The 22,102-nt window shown below is 36.4% G+C and carries 19 protein-coding genes; 10 read left to right on the top strand and 9 right to left on the bottom strand.

What is annotated here, in order from left to right:
• Nucleotides 1-18: 18 nt before the first annotated feature.
• Entirely contained in the window at nt 19-2,166 is a 2,148-nt protein-coding gene (locus A9G47_RS11225) for a TonB-dependent receptor (protein ID WP_065642898.1), read from the top strand.
• A gap of 98 nt (nt 2,167-2,264) precedes the next feature.
• On the opposite strand, the gene A9G47_RS11220 is transcribed toward A9G47_RS11225, so the two are convergent.
• Nucleotides 2,265-2,594 (bottom strand): nitrous oxide-stimulated promoter family protein, encoded by a 330-nt coding sequence (locus A9G47_RS11220; RefSeq protein ID WP_065581974.1) that lies wholly within the window; start codon nt 2,592-2,594, stop codon nt 2,265-2,267.
• A gap of 73 nt (nt 2,595-2,667) precedes the next feature.
• On the opposite strand from A9G47_RS11220, the gene A9G47_RS11215 reads away from it, so the two are divergent.
• Complete coding sequence (locus tag A9G47_RS11215; RefSeq protein WP_065566694.1) at nt 2,668-3,498, top strand: shikimate 5-dehydrogenase; 831 nt, start codon at nt 2,668-2,670, stop codon at nt 3,496-3,498.
• A 1,344-nt stretch (nt 3,499-4,842) separates the two neighbouring features.
• Here A9G47_RS11215 and ycaO read toward each other — a convergent pair.
• Nucleotides 4,843-6,612, bottom strand: a complete 1,770-nt coding sequence (gene ycaO, locus A9G47_RS11210; RefSeq protein WP_065642928.1) for a 30S ribosomal protein S12 methylthiotransferase accessory factor YcaO — start codon at nt 6,610-6,612, stop codon at nt 4,843-4,845.
• Nucleotides 6,613-6,735: 123 nt separating this feature from the next.
• On the opposite strand from ycaO, the gene A9G47_RS11205 reads away from it, so the two are divergent.
• On the top strand, nt 6,736-7,080 hold the full coding sequence (locus A9G47_RS11205; RefSeq protein ID WP_081303641.1) for a DUF4282 domain-containing protein: 345 nt from the start codon (nt 6,736-6,738) through the stop codon (nt 7,078-7,080).
• A gap of 110 nt (nt 7,081-7,190) precedes the next feature.
• Here A9G47_RS11205 and tsaD read toward each other — a convergent pair whose 3' ends face one another.
• The 4 genes from tsaD to coaE are packed head-to-tail and all read right to left on the bottom strand — an operon-like array spanning nt 7,191 to nt 9,828.
• The gene (gene tsaD / locus A9G47_RS11200; RefSeq protein WP_065566695.1) at nt 7,191-8,225 is read right to left on the bottom strand and encodes a tRNA (adenosine(37)-N6)-threonylcarbamoyltransferase complex transferase subunit TsaD; all 1,035 of its coding nucleotides are present in this window, start codon (nt 8,223-8,225) and stop codon (nt 7,191-7,193) included.
• Nucleotides 8,225-8,443 carry a DNA gyrase inhibitor YacG gene (gene yacG, locus A9G47_RS11195; RefSeq protein ID WP_065566696.1) on the bottom strand — a complete coding sequence of 73 codons (219 nt, stop codon included), beginning with the start codon at nt 8,441-8,443 and terminating at the stop codon, nt 8,225-8,227. The genes tsaD and yacG overlap by 1 nt, the downstream gene beginning before the upstream one ends.
• A 37-nt stretch (nt 8,444-8,480) precedes the next feature.
• Complete coding sequence (locus A9G47_RS11190) at nt 8,481-9,218, bottom strand: cell division protein ZapD (protein WP_065642897.1); 738 nt, start codon at nt 9,216-9,218, stop codon at nt 8,481-8,483.
• 4 nt (nt 9,219-9,222) lie between these two features.
• Nucleotides 9,223-9,828 (bottom strand): dephospho-CoA kinase, encoded by a 606-nt coding sequence (gene coaE / locus A9G47_RS11185; protein ID WP_065566698.1) that lies wholly within the window; start codon nt 9,826-9,828, stop codon nt 9,223-9,225.
• A 244-nt stretch (nt 9,829-10,072) separates the two neighbouring features.
• Here coaE and lexA point away from each other — a divergent pair, with 244 nt between their 5' ends.
• Entirely contained in the window at nt 10,073-10,699 is a 627-nt protein-coding gene (lexA, locus tag A9G47_RS11180; RefSeq protein WP_065580603.1) for a transcriptional repressor LexA, read from the top strand.
• 83 nt (nt 10,700-10,782) lie between these two features.
• Entirely contained in the window at nt 10,783-11,169 is a 387-nt protein-coding gene (locus tag A9G47_RS11175; protein WP_065566700.1) for a hypothetical protein, read from the top strand.
• Between the two features lie 426 nt (nt 11,170-11,595).
• On the opposite strand, the gene A9G47_RS11170 is transcribed toward A9G47_RS11175, so the two are convergent.
• On the bottom strand, nt 11,596-12,321 hold the full coding sequence (locus tag A9G47_RS11170; protein ID WP_065566701.1) for a hypothetical protein: 726 nt from the start codon (nt 12,319-12,321) through the stop codon (nt 11,596-11,598).
• A gap of 145 nt (nt 12,322-12,466) precedes the next feature.
• Nucleotides 12,467-13,354, bottom strand: coding sequence for an SDR family oxidoreductase (locus A9G47_RS11165; RefSeq protein ID WP_065566702.1), 888 nt, complete (start codon nt 13,352-13,354; stop codon nt 12,467-12,469).
• Between the two features lie 861 nt (nt 13,355-14,215).
• On the opposite strand from A9G47_RS11165, the gene ilvG reads away from it, so the two are divergent.
• The 5 genes from ilvG (at nt 14,216) to ilvA (ending at nt 20,734) form a co-directional block, all read left to right on the top strand.
• Nucleotides 14,216-15,892, top strand: a complete 1,677-nt coding sequence (ilvG, locus tag A9G47_RS11160) for an acetolactate synthase 2 catalytic subunit (RefSeq protein WP_065580606.1) — start codon at nt 14,216-14,218, stop codon at nt 15,890-15,892.
• Nucleotides 15,893-15,895: 3 nt separating this feature from the next.
• Nucleotides 15,896-16,126 (top strand): acetolactate synthase 2 small subunit, encoded by a 231-nt coding sequence (ilvM, locus tag A9G47_RS11155; RefSeq protein ID WP_081297880.1) that lies wholly within the window; start codon nt 15,896-15,898, stop codon nt 16,124-16,126.
• A 167-nt stretch (nt 16,127-16,293) separates the two neighbouring features.
• Nucleotides 16,294-17,223: a branched-chain amino acid transaminase gene (locus tag A9G47_RS11150; RefSeq protein ID WP_065566704.1), complete on the top strand. Its 930-nt coding sequence runs from the start codon at nt 16,294-16,296 to the stop codon at nt 17,221-17,223.
• Between the two features lie 117 nt (nt 17,224-17,340).
• Nucleotides 17,341-19,191 (top strand): dihydroxy-acid dehydratase, encoded by a 1,851-nt coding sequence (gene ilvD, locus A9G47_RS11145; protein ID WP_065642896.1) that lies wholly within the window; start codon nt 17,341-17,343, stop codon nt 19,189-19,191.
• 1 nt (nt 19,192) lies between these two features.
• Nucleotides 19,193-20,734, top strand: coding sequence for a threonine ammonia-lyase, biosynthetic (gene ilvA, locus A9G47_RS11140; RefSeq protein WP_065642895.1), 1,542 nt, complete (start codon nt 19,193-19,195; stop codon nt 20,732-20,734).
• 168 nt (nt 20,735-20,902) lie between these two features.
• On the opposite strand, the gene A9G47_RS11135 is transcribed toward ilvA, so the two are convergent.
• Complete coding sequence (locus tag A9G47_RS11135; protein WP_081301575.1) at nt 20,903-21,802, bottom strand: endonuclease/exonuclease/phosphatase family protein; 900 nt, start codon at nt 21,800-21,802, stop codon at nt 20,903-20,905.
• Nucleotides 21,803-22,102: the final 300 nt, after the last annotated feature.

Genomic DNA, 22,102 nt, shown 5'->3' with positions numbered 1-22,102 from the left:
TATAGGATAAAATAAACAATGAAATTAGCTACTTCAAAAACTTATATTAAGCCAACATTATATATTACACTACTAAACCTTTGCTTAAGCACAAATACTTTTGCGGCAGAAAACCGAACCTCCCCACAAGACACAATTATAGTGACCGCAGATCGTAATGAAAAAACCGTATGGGATAGTTCGGTATCAGTTAACGCAATTAATCGTGATGATATCGAAAAACAAAATGGTGATTCTGTTGTCGAAGCGTTACGTGATATTCCAGGTATTGAAATTACGGATAATTCACTCGCTGGACGTAAGCAAATTATGATCAGAGGCGAAGCTCCAGCACGAATTTTAATGTTAATTGACGGGCAAGAAGTAACATATCACCGCCCAGGACATGGTTCTGGTGCTGGTGTATTAATTGATATGGAATCCGTTGAACGAGTAGAAGTGATTAAAGGTCCGCATTCCGTTCTTTATGGCTCACAGGCTATTGGTGGTGTCGTTAACTTTATTACACGTAAAGGGAGCAAAAACAACGCTCCGCTTAATGGCGATGTTAAACTTGTTTATAACCAATCCACCGATGGCTTTACCGAAATGGGTACCGTTAATGGCACCATCGATAGTATTTTTGATTATAGAATTAGCGGCTCTAACGCTAAAAATAACGATCGTAAAGCCTATCAAGGTAAATTGCACAATACTGATTTTGGTAATGAGAGCTTAAGTTCATGGTTTGGGCTTAATATCGACAAACATAAATTTGGGCTTTCACTTGATCGTTACCAGCTTGATACTAAAACCTATTTTGCTAAAGATGATAATTCACCTTCAATTAAGGATTTTTCTGTTAAATTACCTAAATTACAACGTGAAAAAATGGGGCTATTTTATGACTATGATCTTGATAACCCATTCCTGAAAAAAATCCATTACGATGCTTATGTACAAAAATTAAATCGACAATTTATAAATCATGTTGTCGTGTCACCACGCCCGATAATGAATGTCAACACCCATACCGCCACAAATGATGAACAAAAAACGTATGGCATGACATTCCAATCTGATTTTGTTCTACATGAAGATATGAAATTGATTATGGGCTCACAATATCAACAAGACAATGTTGATCAACATTCACATAATACGGTTGTAGCAAAAATGCCGTCGCCAAGAGCCAGTTATACTCAGCACAAATATTTAGCCAATAAATGGCAACAATCGAGCTTTTCGCTATTTGCTCAAAACGACTGGGCTATCACTGATGATGTATCATGGAATATAGGAACTCGCCAATATTGGGTAACATCAAAACTTAAGCATGGTTCAAGCTCAATCAATAAAATCTCAACAATCGGACAACCATTAGTAACACACAAAATTGATAGTAAAAAGAAAGACAGTGATAATAACTTTGTTGTGTCTTCTGGATTAACTTATTCTGGCATTAAAAATGCGCAATTAAGAGCCTCTTTTGCACAAGGCTATGTTTACCCGACGCTTTCTCATCTTTATGCTGTAACTTCAGCAGCAAGCCAAACACTTTATGGAAACTCAAAATTAAAAGCGGAAAAGTCAAATAATTACGAAATTGGATTACGTTATAATAATAGTAAATGGTTAGTTGATACGGCCATTTACTATTCAGCGGCTAAAAACTATATTACAGAAATAAGTTGCAATGGTTCTGCAATTTGCGACGGCGCATCAGGGGCTAATTTTAATTATTACAATAATGCCAACAAAGCCAAAACCCATGGTTTAGAATTGAGTATTGAATACCTTGATTTTGCATTTATCCCTTATATTAAAGGCAATTATCTACGTCGCCAGATTAAAACTGACCGATATACTACATATGATTCAGGTAACCCACGTTTTACTGGCCGTGTTGGCGTAAAACACACCGCCTATTTTGATCACTTTGATCTTGATTCAGATCTATTTATGCGATTTGCCAGCAATGCAACTCAGCGTAGCGATTCGTCGGTTTATCGTTATCGTGGTTGGTCAACATTAAATTTATCTACCAGCACGACATTTGGCGATAATCGGCAATATAAAATTGGTTTAGATATCAACAATATATTAAATAAAAACTACACAACCGCCTACGAAAGCATACCCGCTGCAAAATTTCACGCTATAGTGAGTGCTAGCATAAAATTTTAAAAATAGAAAACTTAACACGATAAGCACTATTTACATCATAAATGATTACTGTAATTGTTACTATGCGATTTACCGCATAGTAACTGTTAGCTAACAAACTACTTACTCAACAAATTTTTATAAAGATGTCGCAATGCCATGATAGGATGATAAATCATCATTCTTGGACCAGAAAACCGCATGACTTGCTTTATTTTTTGTTTATAATCTTTACGATAACAATGCTTAGGACATCGTTCACACGTCGTTTTATTCTCACCAAAGCGGCACATGGTTAAACGTTGCATAGCATATTGCAACAGATCGTTGCATTCATTACATAACTGATGATTTTTGCTATTATGCTGTTTATGACAATATAAATAGAGCATGGCACTCACCGTTTTTTTCTCTTGAATAATCTTTGGTCCGGTATTATTGGCAACCATAACTAAAAAACCACTGAATAAAGTGTTAAACTAAAACTAAAACATACCTTTATCATCACAAGGAATAGTAAAAATGGCAAGAATTATTAATAAAGATACCACGGTTTGTATGTCACTTTCAGCAAGGCCAAGCAATTTTGGTACTCGGTTTCATAATTATTTATATGAAAAACTTGATCTTAATTACTTATATAAAGCCTTTACTACCAATAATTTAAAAGATGCAATTTATGGCATTAAGGCCTTAGCTATTCGAGGCTGTGCCATTTCAATGCCGTATAAAGAAGCTTGTATTGAGTTTATTGATGAATTAGATGATTCGGTAAAATCGATTCAATCGGTGAATACCATTGTTAATACCAACTATCACTTAAAAGCTTATAATACAGATTATATTGCTGTTGCTAAACTTATTACAGCCAATAAAATTGATCATACTACGCCCTTTGTTTTAAAAGGTAGTGGTGGTATGGCTAACGCGGTGATTGGGGCTTTTTATGATGCAGGATTTAAAAATGGCATTATTGTTGCGCGTAACCAACTCAAAGGTGAAGCTTTAGCCAAAAGATACAACTACACATGGGTAAAAAACGAGCAGGACATATTACCACAGCAAGCGAAATTAATTATTAACGTCACTCCAATTGGGATGCTAGGTGGGGTTGAAGCTGATGAATTAGCTTTTCCTCAACCCATGATAAACAATGCCGATATTGTTTTTGATGTGGTTGCATTGCCAGTTGAAACACCCATGATAAAATATGCTAGAAAACTAAATAAAATCATTATTTCTGGAGCAGATGTTGCAACAATACAGGCACTAGAACAATTTGTGCTATACACTGGCGTAACACCTTCTGCCGAATTGGTTAAACAAGCCAGTGAGTTCGCAAGGCAAGCTTAATTGATATTCCCCCTAAAGAACGGGGGATTGTTATCGCAGTTGATAGCAAATTACCTTGGTGGTTTTCTACTATCTACTCTTTTCTTTTTATCCCAATAGATTGAACTAATCGCTTAACAAAAGCACAAGTGGAAGATTTCGATTTTGTTTTTAACACTTAAATTTTAAGCTAAAAATCGTTCAGAAAAGCCATTGATTTTATTAAGGTTTTTGTTTTGTTAAATCAATGCGTTGGATAACTATCTGTAAAACTACCTGTAAACAAGACTTTTTATTCTTTTCTTTTTATCCCAATAAATTGAACTAATCGCTTAACAAAAGCACAAGCGGAAGATTTCGATTTTGTTTTTAAGACTTAAATTTTAAGTCAAAAATCGTTCAGAAAAACCATTGATTTTATTGAAGTTTTTATTTTGTGTTTTTTAGTTAAATCAATGCGTTGGGTAACTATCTGTAAAACTACCTGTAAACAAGACTTTTTATTCTTTTCTTTTTATCCCAATAAATTGAACTAATCGCTTAACAAAAGCACAAGTGGAAGATTTCGATTTTGCTTTTAATACTTAAATTTTAACCCAAAAATCGTTCAGAAAAGCCATTGATTTTATTGAAGTTTTTATTTTGTATTTTTTTAGTTAAATCAATGCGTTGGGCAACTATCTGTAAACTACCTGTAAACAAGACTTTTTATTCTTTCTTTTCTTTTTATCCCAATAAATTGAACTAATTGCTTAACAAAAGCACAAGCGGAAGATTTCAATTTTGTTTTTAATACTTAAATTTTAAGCCAAAAATCGTTCAGAAAAGCCATTGATTTTATTGAAGTTTTTATTTTGTATTTTTTTAGTTAAATCAATGCGTTGGGCAACTATCTGTAAAACTACCTGTAAAAAACTTTTACTCTTTTCTTTTTATCCCAATAAATTGAACTAATCGCTTAACAAAAGCACAAGTGGAAGATTTCGATTTTGTTTTTAAGACTTAAATCTTAAGCCAAAAATCGTTCAGAAAAACCATTGATTTTATTAAAGTTTTTATCTTCTGTTTTTTTAGCTAAATCAATGTGTTGGGCAACTATCTGTAAACTACCTGTAAACAAGACTTTTTATTCTTTCTTTTCTTTTTATCCCAATAAATTGAACTAATCGCTTAACAAAAGCACAAGCGGAAGATTTCGATTTTGTTTTTAATACTTAAATCTTAAGTCAAAAATCGTTCAGAAAACCCATTGATTTTATTAAAGTTTTTGTTTTATGTTTTTTAGTTAAATCAGCGAGTTAGACAAATAAACAGATAAATTTAACTATTCCACCGAATTGATTCGGTGGAGTTTTAATAGCGATGCTATAGCATCGCTTGATGTAATTTATGATACACGGCTAACAACTTTTGATGCATTGCAAACTGCTCTAAATTGTTATTGGCTAGTTCATCGACTGAGGCAAAATCCGCCAAGCCAAAAAATGTTTTTTCACCATTGGCATATTGCCACATTTCATCAACACAATCTTTGCCATACATTTTGCTAAATGCATTTTGGTATTGAGTAAATGCTTGAGGATCACGTTCAATCATAAAATTAACCAGTGTTTGCAAGCAACGATAGGCATGATTACGTGCTGGTGTAAATATCGAAGCATTCATTTCAATCGTCCAGTCAATCCATTGTTGTGCTTGATCTAAATCTTTACCCGCCAAGGCCAGCATCGCCTTTAATTCGCCAATTCGCAATGTTAACCAAGCATTATCGCTACCGGTTGCAATGCCCAGTAATTCACGAACACGCGCATAATCATCCAGACCTTCATCATCAAGCTGTTCAATCATTGCCAAATACTGTTTTGTGCTAAATTTCTTATGAGGTAATGACAAAATAAGATCGCGTAGACCAATTGCCATGTTGCTATTGGCAAGTAACAGATCTTCCGGCGGGTAAATTTCGGACATGCCAACAGCTAAAATACGACAAGCATAAACGCCCAGATGCTCATAGTCCATGATGAGTACTTCTGTATTGTGGCGCTGGAAAATAGACATTAAATTAGTGAACTCTTGATCTGTGGTACCCGAAAAATCCCAATCTACAAATTCATAATCGGCTTGCTCTTTAAATAGATCCCATGAAATCAAGCCACTTGAATCGATAAAGTGCGTTTCTAAATTACTAAGATCCGCTATCTCATCATTATCAAAACTTGGCGGAGAAAACACATCAAGATCTTTTAAACTGCGCCCTTGTAATAGCTCGGTGACGGTTCGTTCAAAGGCAACTCCAAAATTTGGATGTGCACCAAATGACGCATAACACGTTCCATTTTGCGGATTAAATAACACAACACAAATCACGGGAAATTCACCACCCAATGAGGCGTCAAAGCAATAAAGCGGAAAACCTTCACTTTCAAGTGCGCTAATGGCTGCCAAAACAGCTGGGTACCGGTTAATCACTTCGGTTGGAATTAGAGGTAAGCTAATTGCTTCGGCTATGATTTTGTTTTTGGTATAACGTTCAAAAATTTCTGATAACCCCTGCACGCGTGCTTCATTTCGAGTATTGCCCGCTGACATACCGTTAGATGCATATAAATTAGCAATTAAATTAACTGGCACATAAACCGTTTGCTTATCGGATTGTTGCTCAAATGGTAACGCACAAATACCCCGCTCGCCATGACTTGATTGTAAATCGATTAAATCGGTTGCACATAGTTCATTATCCGGATCATAAAACTTCAGCAAGTTTGGGGTTAATAATCCTTTAGGTAAGGAATTATCCTCAGGAATGGTAAACCATTTTTCGGTTGGATAATGCACAAAATCAGCATTTGCTACTTGTTTTCCTAAATAAAAATCGGAAAAAAAGTAATTAGTAGATAACCGCTCAAAATACTCACCCAAAGCCGATGCTAACGCCGCTTTTTTGCTTGCACCTTTACCATTAGCAAAGCACAAGGGGCACTTTGTATTTTGAATATGCACTGACCATACATTCGGTACAGGATTAAGCCAAGAAGCTTCTTTTACATCTAAATCATATTTTGCTAATTGTTGCTGAAAATAGTTAATTGAATCTTCAAGTGCAGCATCTTTTCCAGGAATATAAGTTTTCATAATTAATCTCAAAATAATTTCATGTTACAATAATCACGCTTTACAGCTTTAAAGGCTTATAACTGTATACGCAAATTAGAAAAAATAGAAGTCAAAAATTAATCTCCCTTTCAATAAGGAAATAAAATGAACAAAAAAATAAATTTTAAAGATCTTTCCATCAAAGACTTTTTTTTCTTTGATAAAATGATGACACCTGTATTTATCACTATCGTATATTGGATTGCTTTAGTGCTTGTTGGCTTTAGTGCATTAAGCATAATAATAGGTAGCTTTGCTATATTTCCCTATAGCGCTTCCGCAGGAATAATTGCGTTTTTCACCGGTATCATTACTTTTGTTGTAGGATTTATTTCGACTCGTATTGGTTTTGAATTACTTTGTGTATTATTTAGCATCAACAATAACATCAGAAAACTCGCTGAAGAAAAAACAGGCGTTGAAAATACTAATTCGGAAAAAACAGAATAATCATCGAGCCAAATACAGCAAATTAACAATAAGTAAACTGATTATTTATGCTAAAAAGCGGGAACTTATTCCCGCTTTTTATTGCTTTATCAATAAAATTAAAACCACAATTATTCATTAACTACACTAAGCTCGTTAAGTGGCCACCTTGGTCTAACATTAATGGCCAAATCGGAATACTGCTTCGCTTTTAAATGAATCATACCGGCATAGGCAATCATAGCGCCATTATCGGTACAAAACTCAAGTCTTGGGTAATAAACCTGACCTTTACGCTGTTGCATCAACTGAGTTAATTTATCACGTAAGGTATTATTAGCACTAACACCACCAGCAATGACTAAACGGTTAAAGCCCGTTTGATCAAGCGCTCGACGTGATTTAATTAATAAAGTATCAACTAAAGCATCTTCAAAGGCTCGCGCAATATCCGCTTTAGTTTGGCTGTCAAGCTCATTGCCCTCTGTGCTATGCTGATAAATGGTATTAGCCGCCGCAGTTTTTAGCCCCGAAAAGCTAAAATCAAGCCCTGGTCTATCCGTCATTGGGCGAGGAAACGAAAAACGTGACGCATTGCCTTGTTGGGCTAACTTTGACAATTTTGCGCCACCAGGATAATCCAACCCGAGTAATTTAGCTGTTTTATCAAAAGCTTCACCAGCAGCATCATCAATGGATTCACCAATAAGTTCATATTGACCAATACCTGTAACGCTAATAAGCTGTGTATGCCCGCCAGAAACTAATAAGGCAACAAATGGAAATTCAGGTGGGTTATCTTCAAGCATTGGTGCAAGCAAATGCCCTTCCATGTGATGCACTGCAATAGCTGGCACATTCCATGCATAAGCAAGCGATCGCCCAATTGATGCACCAACCATCAAAGCGCCGATCAAACCAGGACCCGCAGTATAAGCGACACCATCGATATCAGCTGAATCTAAATGTGCTTCTTTTAATGCGGCTTGAATTAACGGCACTGTTTTACGTATATGATCGCGTGAAGCAAGCTCAGGCACAACGCCACCATAATCAGCATGTAATTTAACTTGAGAATAAAGTTGGTTTGCAATCAAACCATGAATATCATCATAAATGGCGATGCCTGTTTCATCGCACGAGGTTTCAATGCCTAGGATCTTCATTAATGTCTACCTGCAAAATCAGTAAGATCTTCTTCACTCCAGAGATCTTGGTCAGTGCTATCTTTATCGGAGATGCGGTGCGCTTCAGTTGCCCAATCGCCTAAATCAATAAGTTGGCAGCGTTTACTGCAAAATGGACGATAAAGACTATCATTATTCCATTCCACTTTTTTTTGACAAGTTGGGCAATTAACAAATATAGCTGTATTTTTATTCATTTCGACTCTTTCTTTTCAGTAATCAGTATTTAAAGTACTAACAGCAAGCTAATTCAAATTCAAGCTTATCGGTATTGACGTTATCACAAACATCTAGCGATAAAAAACGAATACTAAAGCGCGACATATGACCTGATACTTGTGGATACACATTTTTATCTGACGAAACTCGAATCCGAACCAAGTTTACATCACCATTAGTTTCTTGAAAAAAATTGTTAAAACAAACAAATCGCTTAAATTCGCCCATTTGCCTAATTAGTTGCATATAGTATGTTAGAGATTTATCCAGCGTTGACAAGTGCTCTAGCCAACTTTTAACTTGAATATCGCGCTTTTCTTGTGAAATATTGAGCCATAAGTGAAACGAAGGCAAATCAAAACTACAACACCCACCTGGGATCATCAAACGTTGGCGAATAGCAGTAATAAAACGATCATCTCTTAATGGCTGTCCCAAGCGTCCTATCTCATTAAATTGAGCTGAAAAACCATCAAACTGGCGGATCAATTCATTAATGAGATCATGATCAACACAATCAAAAGTTAGCCACAAAGTTAACTTTTGTTTTTGCGATTCAAGCTCTTTAGTCAAATCGCCTTTAACATCATTACGCTCAATAATTTCTAACAGTTCGGACAATGCATGAAAAAAAAGTAATGCATTATTCTGATCAAAATGGCAATGTGTATTTAATTGATTTAATAAAAATTCGATACGGAGCCAAGTACGCATTTTTTCGTTTAATGGATGTTCAAAAATAATGTCATTCATCTATCTAAATCTTACCATTAAAGTTATGTAAATATTGTTGATGCAATTGATCAACTTGCGCAGTTAGCGACGTAAAATTATCATCATTAACAATGATATCATCAGCATAAGATAAGCGTTTTTGCAAAGATACTTGCGATCGTATCATCTTTTCAGCTAGTGATTGACTAATATTATCCCTTTCTATTAATCGCGCCAATTGTAACGAGATCGGGGCATCGATTATTAATACGCGATCTGCTAATGTGTGTAAATTGTTTTCAATCAATAGTGGTACAACCCAAATAACATATGTTGAATTTTGCCTAGCAATTTGTTTTTGTGTTTCTTGTTGAATTATGGGGTGCAGTAAATGATTAAGCCAAAGGCGTTCATGATCATTATTAAAAATAATCTCGCGTAACTGACTGCGATCGAGTTCGCCATTGGCAAGCAAAATTTCTTGGCTAAAGTGCTTAACAATTTGGTTAAGCGCATCGCTACCAACTTGCACAACTTGCCTTGCAATAATGTCTGCATCGATAATAGGCACACCTAATTTGGCAAACAAATTGGCAATAGTACTTTTACCACTGGCAATACCGCCACTTAAAGCAACAACATAAGGCATAAAGTCAATTCCAATCCAACAAAAATATTAAGTTATTATAGCATACAAGTAGATTGATTATGTAACTCAAACCATAAGCTTGAGTTAATAATTCAGCTAACAAAACTATTCATCCAAATAGTACATAATAGCTATAATTCGAAAAATTTATCCACGATTATAAAATAAATTAAATAAAACAGTTGTTTTATATCACTAGCTGTATATAATTACATGTATCTGTATATAAAAACAGGAAAAAATAATGAGGCCACTAACCGCACGTCAGCAACAAATTTATGATCTAATAAAAGACAACATTCAAACCACAGGTATGCCACCAACGCGTGCCGAAATCGCCAAAAAATTAGGGTTTCGATCCGCTAATGCGGCCGAAGAACACCTTAAAGCTTTAGCTAAAAAAGGAGCTATTGAAATGATTGCAGGATCTTCACGAGGTATCCGCCTTTTGCTTGAAACTCCTGTTGAACAAAATGATTTTGAAGGTTTACCGCTTATTGGTCAAGTTGCCGCAGGATCACCAATACTAGCGCAAGAGCATATCGAAAGCCATTACCAAGTCGATCCTTCACTGTTTAAACCTCATGCCGACTTTTTATTAAGAGTGCATGGCATGTCAATGAAAGATATCGGAATATTAGATGGTGACTTATTAGCAGTACACAAAACTCAAGACGTTAAAAATGGTCAAATCGTTGTTGCTCGCATTGATGACGAAGTCACCGTTAAACGTTTATCTTGCAAAGGTAAGCATGTCCGTTTAATTGCCGAAAATGAAGAGTTTTCACCAATTGAAGTTGATTTAGAACAACAAAACTTTGCCATTGAAGGACTTGCTGTTGGTATCATCCGTAACGGATCGTGGATGTAACAATAAACATCATTGCAAGTGTATAGATGTATAAGAAAAGTTAGTATAAAATAACAACCACACTAAAGTGTGGGGAGACAACTATGTGGCTATTTTGGTTATACGAATTTTTAGGATTTATTGCAACGCTATTACTTATTTTAGGCTACTGCCGTTTTAGAGGAATTGGATTTTGGTCCTTAATATGGAAACAATTAAAATGGGTATCTTTAGCTGTACTCATTGTTTGGTTAATCATTGCTGTGCTTTGCCGAACTGATTTATACAATGCAACTCACTGCTATTTTAGAGGTGAAAGCATGCATGCCAACACCAAATATTCTATCTTTTTGGGTGAATGCCAAGTTGAAACGCCAAGCGGTAGTTATGTGCCTATCGAACGCTCTAGAGCAATACCAGGATCAAGTAGCCACGATCACGAAAGTGACGATAACAGCGGTGTTACAAATGATTTTTACCCAGTTGATTAACCGATTAACTTATAAAAAACAATAAAACAACTACAAATCCAGTATCAAATTACTGGATTTTTTTATCCTAAAAATAAATTAAATAATAAATCGATACAAGCAGATATAACGCAACAGATGAACTCTCCCATGCATGACTACAAAATGCGATTATTGATAGTTGCTCATATCATCCATAATACTCACTTTTTTGAGTGATTGATTCTTGTCAAAATATTAGACTGTGCTCGTCGCTATAAACGCTATAAATACGTTATTAACATTAAGATAATACTGCTTTTCAACTCTGCCTATAGCCGCCTGTTAGCGCGCTGTTTTTGCTATACCCTGAATTATCTTGAAATTAGTGAAGAACGTTAAAAAGGGCTTGATTAGCCCTTTTGTGATTAGTCAATTTTTACTATTTTTTATTTAATCAAAGTCTATTTAATCATCTTCACAATCACTTGGTTTTACATCCACTGAAAAAACTTTATCATTATTGATATAGTAATTATGGTTAGCGCCTCGTGGAAAGACTAATCGTAGTGTTTTCATACTTGCACTATCACCACAATAAAACTCAATCAAGTTGTTTTTTACCTCTTTTTGAGTGCTTTCATTTTGTAATGCATCTTTAGTGATATTATTCACATTATATTTATAATTAATAGTATTATTCTCAGCTGATACATCAACTAAAGTAGTACTTGAATCCATTGTGGCCGGTAATTTTGTTTTGATCGCTTTAAGCATTAAATCTTGAGCAACGCCATAATGACCTTCTCTTACCTTATTAAGCATATCATCCTTTTCAGATTTTGTTTGTTCATACAAATCTTGAGCTTTATCACTAACAGCTGAACTAACTTGCTTAACTTGCTCGCTGACTTTTGCACCTAATTGACTGGCCTTATCACTAACTTGTGAGCTTAATTGTTCAGCTTTCTCTTCAATTTGCGAGCCTAATTTACTAGCTTTATCACTAATTTCACTACCTAATTGCCCAGCTTTATCACTCATTTCACTGCCTAATTGCTCTGCCTTATCACTCATTTCTGAGCCTGTTTGCTCACTTTTTTGTTTAATATCATCAGTTGTTGATTTTGAATTATCACAATTAACTAAAAAAAAGCCTAACATTGCTAACGTAATCACTTTTAAAAGTTTCATTTTATTGCCCTTTTGGTTTTCTATTTTTATATTGTGACTATAATGATTTTATACATCATAGCCTGTTGATTTTAAATCATAAATTATATCATAGCATAAACAGCAAAAGGACTTAAATCCGCCCTTTTGCAGTAAAAAATATCAATTAATTAATATGCATACCACCTGTAACGCCATAGGTTTCGCCAGTGGTATAACTGGACTCTTCTGATGCTAAATGTACATAAACACCAGCAAGTTCAACTGGCTGACCTGCTCTTTGTAATGGAGTTTGTTGACCAAATTCAGGAATGACATCACTTGGTTGACCACCACAAATTTGTAATGGAGTCCAAACAGGCCCTGGTGCCACGCTATTCACACGAATGCCCTTATGCGCTAATTGCTTAGCTAAACCACGAGTAAAAGCGATAATGGCCGTTTTGGTGGCGGCATAATCTAATAAATTACCACTCGGCTGATAAGCTTGAACAGACGAAGTAGTAATAATTGTTGAACCTGGTTTTAAATAACCCAACGCCGCTTTAGTAACCCAAAAAAGTGAAAACACATTAATTTCAAAGGTTTTCTTAATTTGCTCAGTTGTGAGATCCATAATATCTTCAACCGCAGTTTGCTTACCCGCAACCAAAGTTAAATTATCTAATCCACCTAATTGATGGTGCGCTTCATCAACTAATTTTTTGCAAAAAGCTTCATCGCTTAAATCACCAGGAATTAGCACCGCTTTACGTCCAGATGCTTGAATAACTTTGGCGACTTCTTCTGCATCTTTTTGCTCAATTGGAAGGTAGTTTATTGCCACATCAGCGCCCTCTTTAGCATAAGCAATTGCTGCTGCACGGCCAATACCTGAATCGCCACCAGTAACAAGTATCTTACGTCCCTCTAGGCGCCCGTGACCTTGATAACTTTTTTCACCACAATCTGGAGTTGGGGTCATTTCGCACTGTAAAGCGGGAGCAGTCTGTGTTTGTTTTGGGAAATTAGTATGATGATATTTGGTAAGTGGATTATAGATGTGTTTGCTCATAATTTTCTCCTAAGTTAACCATGTATTTGAAAACAAATTCAATATAACTTAAATAAAATTAATTAATGATCACAAAATCCTATTGCTAAGCATATTTTAATCTTTAAAATACCTAACTAATTCAATAAATTATATTTACCGATAATAAAAAATTAGAATATTTATTTCTTAAAGCTTAATAGTATTTCTCAATATCATTGCCTCAAACTTTTAAACTAAATGCATAAAAACTAAATGAATAAAAATTTTAGGCGACTAAATAATAAAAGGTGACTTTCCATGATTGGCTTGGTGGAGTCAATAAAAGCAATAATACCAAAGCCATAAATGCTGCATAATCTTGCACCTGATTAAGTGTAGCAAATTACGATATATTAAGCTAGTGATAACAGGCTTAGTACAGCAAATTATTTTCATTAATAACCAATTGATTTAAATTAAATTATAACGGTTTTATTATAATTAATATCGTAGCAATAGTTAACACCATCAAGAAAATGTTTTTAGCACTTTTACTCTATCGCTGTTTTCAATATTGAAACTTTTTTATCAATTCTTCATTTCATATTACAAATCATATTACAAAAGCTAAAAAAAACTGTTGCACTTTTTTTTAAAACGAGTATTTTGTTAGAAATAGTTTTTAAAAATGACAAAAAAGTTAATTATACAACATTATGAAATTTTCACTCAAACTCGTCCTCATCAACATTATTATTGTCAGCGTGGTCATTATTCCAACGCGGGGGCGTTTTTTGAATTAAAAATATGTTCGTACATAACTCAAAAACCCCCGCTCTCCAAAAGCGGGGGTTTTTTTATGAATAACAATTGAACAAAAAAAGCACAAGTGAGGAATAAATGTTAGGAACACAGTGGATAGTAAAAACCTTAAAAGAAAAAGGCGTAACCACCGTTTTTGGGTATCCTGGTGGACAAATTATGCCTCTTTACGATGCACTTTATGATGGCGGCATTGAGCATGTGCTGTGTCGGCATGAGCAAGGAGCCGCTATGGCCGCCATTGGCTATGCGCGTGCAACTGGAAAAATCGGGGTTTGCATCGCTACATCAGGGCCTGGTGCAACTAACATCATTACAGGTCTTGCTGATGCCTTAATTGATTCAGTTCCTGTTGTTGCTATAACAGGGCAAGTACCGACCAAGTTAATTGGCACCGATGCCTTTCAAGAAGTCGATGTTTTAGGATTATCGCTAGCTTGTACCAAGCACAGTTACTTAATTGACGACGCCAAAGACTTACCAAATACCTTAGAACAGGCGTTTAATTTAGCCTGTTCAGGCAGACCTGGGCCAATATTGATTGATATTCCCAAAGATATACAGCTTGCCAACCTTGACTATCAACAATATTTAACACCATCCTCATTAAAAACCACTCAAGATAAGACTCAACTCTACCCAATCAGGCCTAGTGATATAAAACACGCTAAAGAAATGATTGCCCAAGCCAAAAAGCCAATACTTTACATTGGTGGCGGGGTTGGGCTGTCTGGTGCAATATCTGAGCTAAGAGACTTTATGACATTCACACAAATCCCAAGTGTATCAACCCTAAAAGGACTTGGCGTTGCAGATATAAATAACCCTTATTATTTAGGATTAATTGGTATGCACGGAGCCAAAGCGGCGAACTTAGCGGTGCAAGAGTGCGATTTATTAATTGCTTTAGGCGTTCGATTTGATGACAGGGTGACTGGTAATCTTAATGAATTTGCGCGATATGCTAAAGTGCTTCATATCGATATTGATCAAGCCGAAATCAATAAATTACGCCAAAGTCACTTAGGATTACAAGGGGACATAAAGCAGGTATTACCATTGCTTAATCAAAGCGTATCGATACAAGCTTGGCACCAAAAGATTGAAGAACTAAAAGCTCAACACCCAACTCGTTACGATCATCCTGGTGAGGCTATTTACGCCCCAACATTATTAAAAATGATTTCGGAACGCAAATTGGCCAACACCATTATCACAACAGATGTTGGGCAACACCAAATGTGGACAGCCCAGCATATGCGTTTTAATCATCCACAAAACTTTATTACATCAAGTGGGCTTGGCACAATGGGCTTTGGTTTACCTGCAGCAGTTGGCGCACAAATGGCAAGGCCAACTGATTGTGTGATTTGCGTATCAGGTGATGGATCTTTTATGATGAATGTCCAAGAATTAACCACGATTAAACGTAAAAAATTACCAATAAAAATTGTATTAATTGATAATCAACGCTTAGGCATGGTTCGCCAGTGGCAAGAGTTATTTTTTAACGAAAGATATAGCGAAACCAATTTATCAGACAACCCAGACTTTTTAATGTTAGCCAAAGCGTTTGACATACCGGGGCAAAGTATCAGTAAAAAATCACAAATCAATACAGCGCTTGATAACTTGTTCAATTCAACTGGTGCTTACCTTTTGCATGTATGCATAGATGAATTAGAAAACGTATGGCCTTTAGTACCGCCAGGAGCGGCTAACGAAAACATGTTAGATAAAAGTGGTAAGGAGTAAGTGATGAACGAACAGATGCAACATCAATTGACCATAAAAGCTTATGACAAATTGGGCTCGCTTGAACGTATATTACGGGTGCTCCGTCATCGTGGTGGGCACATTACATCAATGCAAATGCAAACTATTGAAAACAATTTATTGATTCTAACCATCACTCTAACAACTGAAAGATGGCTTTCCACATTACAAAAGCAAGTCGAAAAATTAGAGGATGTAATAGCAATTGAATAAAAGCCATTAAAAATAACTTATTATTAAATAGATAGTTAAATAAATCAAACAAATATTTTAGCCGTTAAATAAACAAAAAAGTATAGTATAATGCTTGACCGTTAAAGCAAAAATACCTAAAGCAAAATACATGCTTAGCAAATAGTAAAATTGAAGAGGAAAACACAATGAGTTCGACAACAAAATCTGATTATATTTGGTTAAATGGTGAGATGGTTCCATGGGCAGATGCCAAAGTGCACGTTATGTCGCATGCCTTACATTATGGCACATCAGTATTTGAAGGTGTTCGTTGTTATAATACACATAAAGGACCTGCAATATTTCGTCATAAAGAACACGCACAAAGATTATTAAATTCAGCCAAAATTTATCGTTTTCCTGTTCCTTATTCACTTGAAGAAATCATGGAAGCGACTCGCCAAGTCATCAAGAAAAACAATTTAGAAAGCGCTTACATTCGCCCTCTCGTGTTTATTGGTGATGTAGGCATGGGCGTTAATCCACCTGCTGGCTATAAAACTGATGTTATGATTGCCGCATTTCCATGGGGCGCCTATTTAGGTGAAGAAGCATTAGATCAAGGTATTGATGCTATGGTATCTTCTTGGAATCGTGTTGCATCAAATACCATTCCAGCTGCTGCTAAAGCAGGTGGTAACTATTTATCATCATTATTAATCGGCTCAGAAGCGCGCGCTAATGGCTTCCAAGAAGGTATTGCATTAGATGTGCATGGTCACTTATCTGAGGGGGCTGGCGAAAATCTATTTATTATTAAAGACGGTATTTTATATACGCCTGTTTTATCGTCTTCAGCGCTACCAGGTATTACGCGCGATGCAGTATTAACGCTAGCACGCGATATTGGTATTGAAGTTCGCGAACAAATACTATCACGTGAATCACTTTATCTAGCCGACGAAGTCTTTATGACAGGTACTGCTGCCGAAATCACACCTGTGCGCAGTGTTGACCGCATTCAAATTGGTATTGGTCGTTGTGGTCCAATTACCAAACAAATTCAACAAGCATTTTTTGGCTTATTTAATGGTAATACTGAAGATAAATACGGTTGGTTAGATCCAATTAAATAAACTATAAAATCAAAATCCGCCAACGTATTTGGCGGATAGCATGTTAACTTGATGATAGATTTTAAAGAACTATAAACCGTTACACACGGTTACTTGCATAAAAATTGGGAGCAAGAAATGCCTAAATATCGTTCAGCAACCTCGATCGAAGGCCGAAATATGGCTGGCGCCCGCGCATTATGGCGTGCAACTGGCGTTAAAAATGAAGACTTTGGTAAACCCATCATTGCGGTGGTTAACTCATTCACACAATTTGTACCTGGGCATGTCCATTTAAAAGATATTGGACAACTGGTCGCCAAGCAAATTGAAGCATCTGGTGGCATTGCCAAAGAATTTAATACTATTGCCGTTGATGATGGTATCGCTATGGGGCATGGTGGGATGCTTTATTCCTTACCATCACGAGAACTGATTGCTGATTCAGTAGAATATATGGTTAATGCACATTGTGCTGACGCCATGATCTGCATTTCAAACTGCGACAAAATCACGCCGGGTATGTTAATGGCCTCGCTTCGCTTAAATATTCCAACGGTATTTGTATCAGGTGGACCAATGGAGGCAGGTAAAACCAAATTATCTGACCAAATCATCAAATTAGACTTAGTCGATGCCATGATCCAAAGTGCCAATCCCAATGTTAGCGATGAAGATAGCAAAACCATTGAAGAATCAGCCTGTCCTACCTGTGGCTCTTGCTCTGGCATGTTTACCGCCAATTCCATGAACTGCTTAACCGAAGCTTTAGGGCTTTCACTACCTGGTAATGGCTCGCTGGTTGCGACACACAAACAACGTGAACAACTCTTTTTAAATGCAGCTAAACGTATTGTTGAAATCACCAAACGTTATTATGAACAAGATGATGAATCTTATCTTCCTCGTTCCATTGCCACCAAAGCCGCATACGAAAACGCCATGTCACTTGATATAGCTATGGGCGGTTCAACGAATACAGTATTACATTTATTGGCAACCGCGCAAGAAGGCGAAATTGACTTTACCATGTCTGACATTGACAGACTATCACGCAAAGTCCCTCACTTATGTAAAGTGGCACCAAGCACGCAATTATATCATATGGAAGATGTGCACCGTGCGGGTGGCGTTGTAGCTATTATGTCAGAATTAAACAAAGCGGGGTTACTCAACCGTAATGTTCATAATGTACTTGGGCTTTCGTTAGAGGAAACTTTTGCTAAATATGACATTACACAAACCACTGATGAATCCATAAAAAAAATGTATCGTAGTGGACCTGCTGGCATTCGAACCACCAAAGCATTTTCACAAGATTGCTACTGGGATACGCTTGATGATGATCGCCAAAATGGTTGCATTCGTAACAAAGCACATGCCTATAGCCAAGATGGCGGGCTTGCCACACTCTATGGTAACGTTGCGCTTGATGGCGCTATTGTAAAAACCGCAGGGGTTGCCGCTGAAAATCTCGTTTTTAAAGGACCAGCAAAAGTGTTTGAAAGCCAAGAAGACGCCGTCGATGCGATTTTAGGTGGCAAAGTCGTGGCTGGTGATGTGGTTGTCATTATTTACGAAGGTCCAAAAGGGGGACCTGGTATGCAAGAAATGCTCTATCCAACAAGCTACTTAAAATCAATGGGGCTTGGCAAATCCTGTGCACTAATTACCGATGGCAGATTTTCGGGTGGTTCATCGGGCTTATCCATTGGTCATATCTCGCCAGAAGCGGCAAATGGTGGATTAATCGGTCTGGTACGAAATGGCGACATGATTGATATTGATATCCCAAATCGCAAATTAGTATTAGATGTGCCTGCTGATGAACTTGAGCGCCGTCGCGTAGCCGAACTTGCCCGTGGCGACAAAGCCTTTACTCCGCATAACCGCAATCGCTATGTATCATACGCGCTTAAAGCTTACGCCAGTTTAGCAACAAGTGCCGATAAAGGCGCCGTTCGTGATAAAAGCAAACTAGGAGGTTAATATGAAACAACACAACAACAAGCTCACTGGTGCCGATTATTTAAAAGCAACACTATGTAGCGCCGTATACGATGTGGCCGATGTTACACCTCTTGAAAAAATGGAAAAAATCTCAACCAGATTAAAAAACCAAATTTTTGTAAAACGAGAAGATCGTCAATTAGTCCATAGTTTTAAAATTCGTGGCGCCCAAGCCATGATAGCTAGCCTGAGCGAAGAAGAACGCCAATGTGGTGTTATTGCTGCATCAGCGGGTAATCATGCTCAAGGTGTTGCATTTTCGGCAAGTAAGCTAGGTATAAATTCATTAATCGTAATGCCATTAACCACCGCCGATATAAAAGTCGAGGCCGTTAAAAGTTTTGGTGGTGAAGTGCTCCTTTATGGTGCCAATTTTGACGAAGCCAAGGCCAAAGCCATGGAGCTTGCCAAACAACAAAATCGCATTTTTATTCCACCATTTGATCATCCACTCGTCATTGCAGGACAAGGCAGTATTGCCATGGAGTTATTACAACAAAATGCTAAACTTGATCGCATCTTTGTACCTGTTGGCGGTGGAGGGCTTGCTGCTGGTATTGCGGTATTAATTAAACAGATCATGCCAACAATAAAAGTCATCGCCGTTGAGCCAGCCGACGCTGCTTGCTTAAAGACCGCACTTGATGCAGGTAAGCCCGTTGATTTAAGCCGTGTTGGGCTATTTGCTGAAGGTGTCGCTGTTAAACGAATTGGCGATGAAACATTTAGACTTTGCCAACAATATATTGATGACATCATCACCGTTGATAGTGATGAAATTTGCGCTGCTGTTAAAGACTTATTTGATGACGTGCGGGCAATCGCTGAGCCCTCTGGCGCTGTGGCTCTTGCTGGTTTAAAAAAATATGTAGATCAACATAACATCTGCGGTGAAAACCTTGCGCATATACTATCTGGCGCTAATTTAAACTTCCACAATTTACGTTATGTATCAGAGCGTTGTGAGCTAGGTGAAAAACGTGAAGCACTTTTCGCCGTCACCATTCCCGAAAAGAAAGGCAGTTTTTTAAAATTTTGCCAATTACTAGGCGGGCGGGCGGTAACCGAATTTAATTACCGCTATCACGATGACCAATCAGCTTGTGTTTTTGTTGGGGTTAAAATTGCCCAAAGCAATGAAAAGGACGAAATCATACAAGAATTAACTGCAGCAAATTATGCCGTTGTAGATTTAACCGAAGATGAGATGGCAAAACTGCATGTGCGCTACATGATTGGCGGCAAACCTTGCAAGCCTATTCAAGAGCAAGTTTACAGTTTTGAATTTCCAGAATCACAAGGTGCATTACTTAAATTCTTACAAATGCTAGGTACCAATTGGAATATCTCAATGTTCCATTATCGTAGCCATGGCACCGATTACGGACGTGTGCTTGCTGCATTCGAAATCGACGAATCAACCATTAGCCAGTTCAATCAACACCTAGCCGAGTTGGGTTATGGCTTTCACAACGAAACGCATAATCCATCACTTAAGCTATTTTTGATCAATCAAGATTAAAATCAATAATCACTATCCCCCATCAGGTCGGATAGTGATTTAGCCAAAATTATTCGCTAAAATAAAGGTAAAACAACTAAACTCATTATCGTTCAAACGTAAAAATAAGGTAGCTAAAAACGACACTATATTAAAAAGCTTTATGTTTATGTTAAGATTAATGTAAAACTAATTATTTTTTATAATCATTTGTACTGGGTAGTGATCAGAATAGTTATCGGTAAACTCATCTTTTAACACTTTTACATCCATGACATCATTTTTAAGCATTGGTGAAATATAAATATAATCATAGCGTAATGGTGTTGATGCTTGATCGTAAAACACTTTAGTTGGCGCGGTAGCAACAAAATTTTTATTTTTTAACTTCAAAGCATCAATAAACCCAGCATCTAAAAGATTTTGCTGCACGGTATAACTTAACTGACCATCAACTAAATTTTCTAAAATTGGGCGCTTTTTTTGTTTTTCTTTTATATCTTCAAGCAAATTACTTTTGTCATATTCGGTTTTATCCGCAGGTGAAAACGAATTTAAATCGCCCGCTATAATCCACTTGCCATTAGGATCATGGCTATATTTTATTGAATCAATAATAAGATTTATTTCATCTATTCTTTTCGCTGTCCAAAATGGGTTCATATGCGTAACAACAAAATGATATTTGCCAATATCGGCATACAAAGCACCATGCCACATATTATCAATCACTTTATTTACATGAATAATTGGATATTTTGATGTAATTGCAACAGGGAAAAATGCAGCATCATCGGGGGATTCTTTCAATAATACGGCATATTTATGCCCATAACTGGCAGCGAATTTCTCAAGCTTTTCACGAGTAAAAAAATTCATTTCTTGCCAAGCAATAATATCGGCATCTTGTGCTTTTGCCCATTGAATAAACTTTTGTTTTCCTTCTGATTGATCTAATTGCATGCCATTATAGGCATTATAGCTAATCATCTTTAATTGTTTTACATCATCAAGTGCAGCAAAAGCCGTTGAAGTACTGAGCATTATACCACTTATAATCGCGGCAAATTTTAATTTACTTTTATTCATAATAATATCCCTTTCTTTTCTTTATCTATTCAATAGATATTATATTGATTTAGCATCCAGCAAATCTTTTTTTATAATTTATGTGATATGGATCAATAATTTATCGAATTATTGTTATATAGTGGCTTTTTACTTGCTTAATGTTAATTAATAGCGCCACTATTTTTTGCTAAGGTTTATAAAGGTTAGACGCTTTAGAAATAAACACATTTTTGTATTTAAAAATAAGTCAGAAAACCCATTGATTTTATTGAAGTTTTTCTTGGTGTTTTTAGCGTGATTTTTAGCTATAGAAATAAA

This window comes from Gilliamella sp. WF3-4, assembly GCF_001690275.1.
Lineage (GTDB): Bacteria > Pseudomonadota > Gammaproteobacteria > Enterobacterales > Orbaceae > Gilliamella > Gilliamella apicola_C.
This window is presented reverse-complemented; position numbering and strand designations above follow the sequence as displayed.

Bases quoted from the DNA above. Each gene is read 5' to 3' on its own strand.
- A9G47_RS11150 (WP_065566704.1), top strand. From the start codon at position 16,294: ATGAGTTCGACAACAAAATCTGATTATATTTGGTTAAATGGTGAGATG.
- A9G47_RS11165 (WP_065566702.1), bottom strand. From the start codon at position 13,354: ATGAGCAAACACATCTATAATCCACTTACCAAATATCATCATACTAAT.
- tsaD (WP_065566695.1), bottom strand. From the start codon at position 8,225: ATGAAGATCCTAGGCATTGAAACCTCGTGCGATGAAACAGGCATCGCC.
- A9G47_RS11135 (WP_081301575.1), bottom strand. From the start codon at position 21,802: ATGAATAAAAGTAAATTAAAATTTGCCGCGATTATAAGTGGTATAATG.
- A9G47_RS11220 (WP_065581974.1), bottom strand. From the start codon at position 2,594: ATGGTTGCCAATAATACCGGACCAAAGATTATTCAAGAGAAAAAAACG.
- A9G47_RS11170 (WP_065566701.1), bottom strand. From the start codon at position 12,321: ATGAAACTTTTAAAAGTGATTACGTTAGCAATGTTAGGCTTTTTTTTA.
- A9G47_RS11215 (WP_065566694.1), top strand. From the start codon at position 2,668: ATGGCAAGAATTATTAATAAAGATACCACGGTTTGTATGTCACTTTCA.
- A9G47_RS11225 (WP_065642898.1), top strand. From the start codon at position 19: ATGAAATTAGCTACTTCAAAAACTTATATTAAGCCAACATTATATATT.
- ilvA (WP_065642895.1), top strand. From the start codon at position 19,193: ATGAAACAACACAACAACAAGCTCACTGGTGCCGATTATTTAAAAGCA.
- lexA (WP_065580603.1), top strand. From the start codon at position 10,073: ATGAGGCCACTAACCGCACGTCAGCAACAAATTTATGATCTAATAAAA.
- ilvG (WP_065580606.1), top strand. From the start codon at position 14,216: ATGTTAGGAACACAGTGGATAGTAAAAACCTTAAAAGAAAAAGGCGTA.
- ilvD (WP_065642896.1), top strand. From the start codon at position 17,341: ATGCCTAAATATCGTTCAGCAACCTCGATCGAAGGCCGAAATATGGCT.
- ilvM (WP_081297880.1), top strand. From the start codon at position 15,896: ATGAACGAACAGATGCAACATCAATTGACCATAAAAGCTTATGACAAA.
- coaE (WP_065566698.1), bottom strand. From the start codon at position 9,828: ATGCCTTATGTTGTTGCTTTAAGTGGCGGTATTGCCAGTGGTAAAAGT.
- yacG (WP_065566696.1), bottom strand. From the start codon at position 8,443: ATGAATAAAAATACAGCTATATTTGTTAATTGCCCAACTTGTCAAAAA.
- A9G47_RS11190 (WP_065642897.1), bottom strand. From the start codon at position 9,218: ATGAATGACATTATTTTTGAACATCCATTAAACGAAAAAATGCGTACT.
- A9G47_RS11205 (WP_081303641.1), top strand. From the start codon at position 6,736: ATGAACAAAAAAATAAATTTTAAAGATCTTTCCATCAAAGACTTTTTT.
- A9G47_RS11175 (WP_065566700.1), top strand. From the start codon at position 10,783: ATGTGGCTATTTTGGTTATACGAATTTTTAGGATTTATTGCAACGCTA.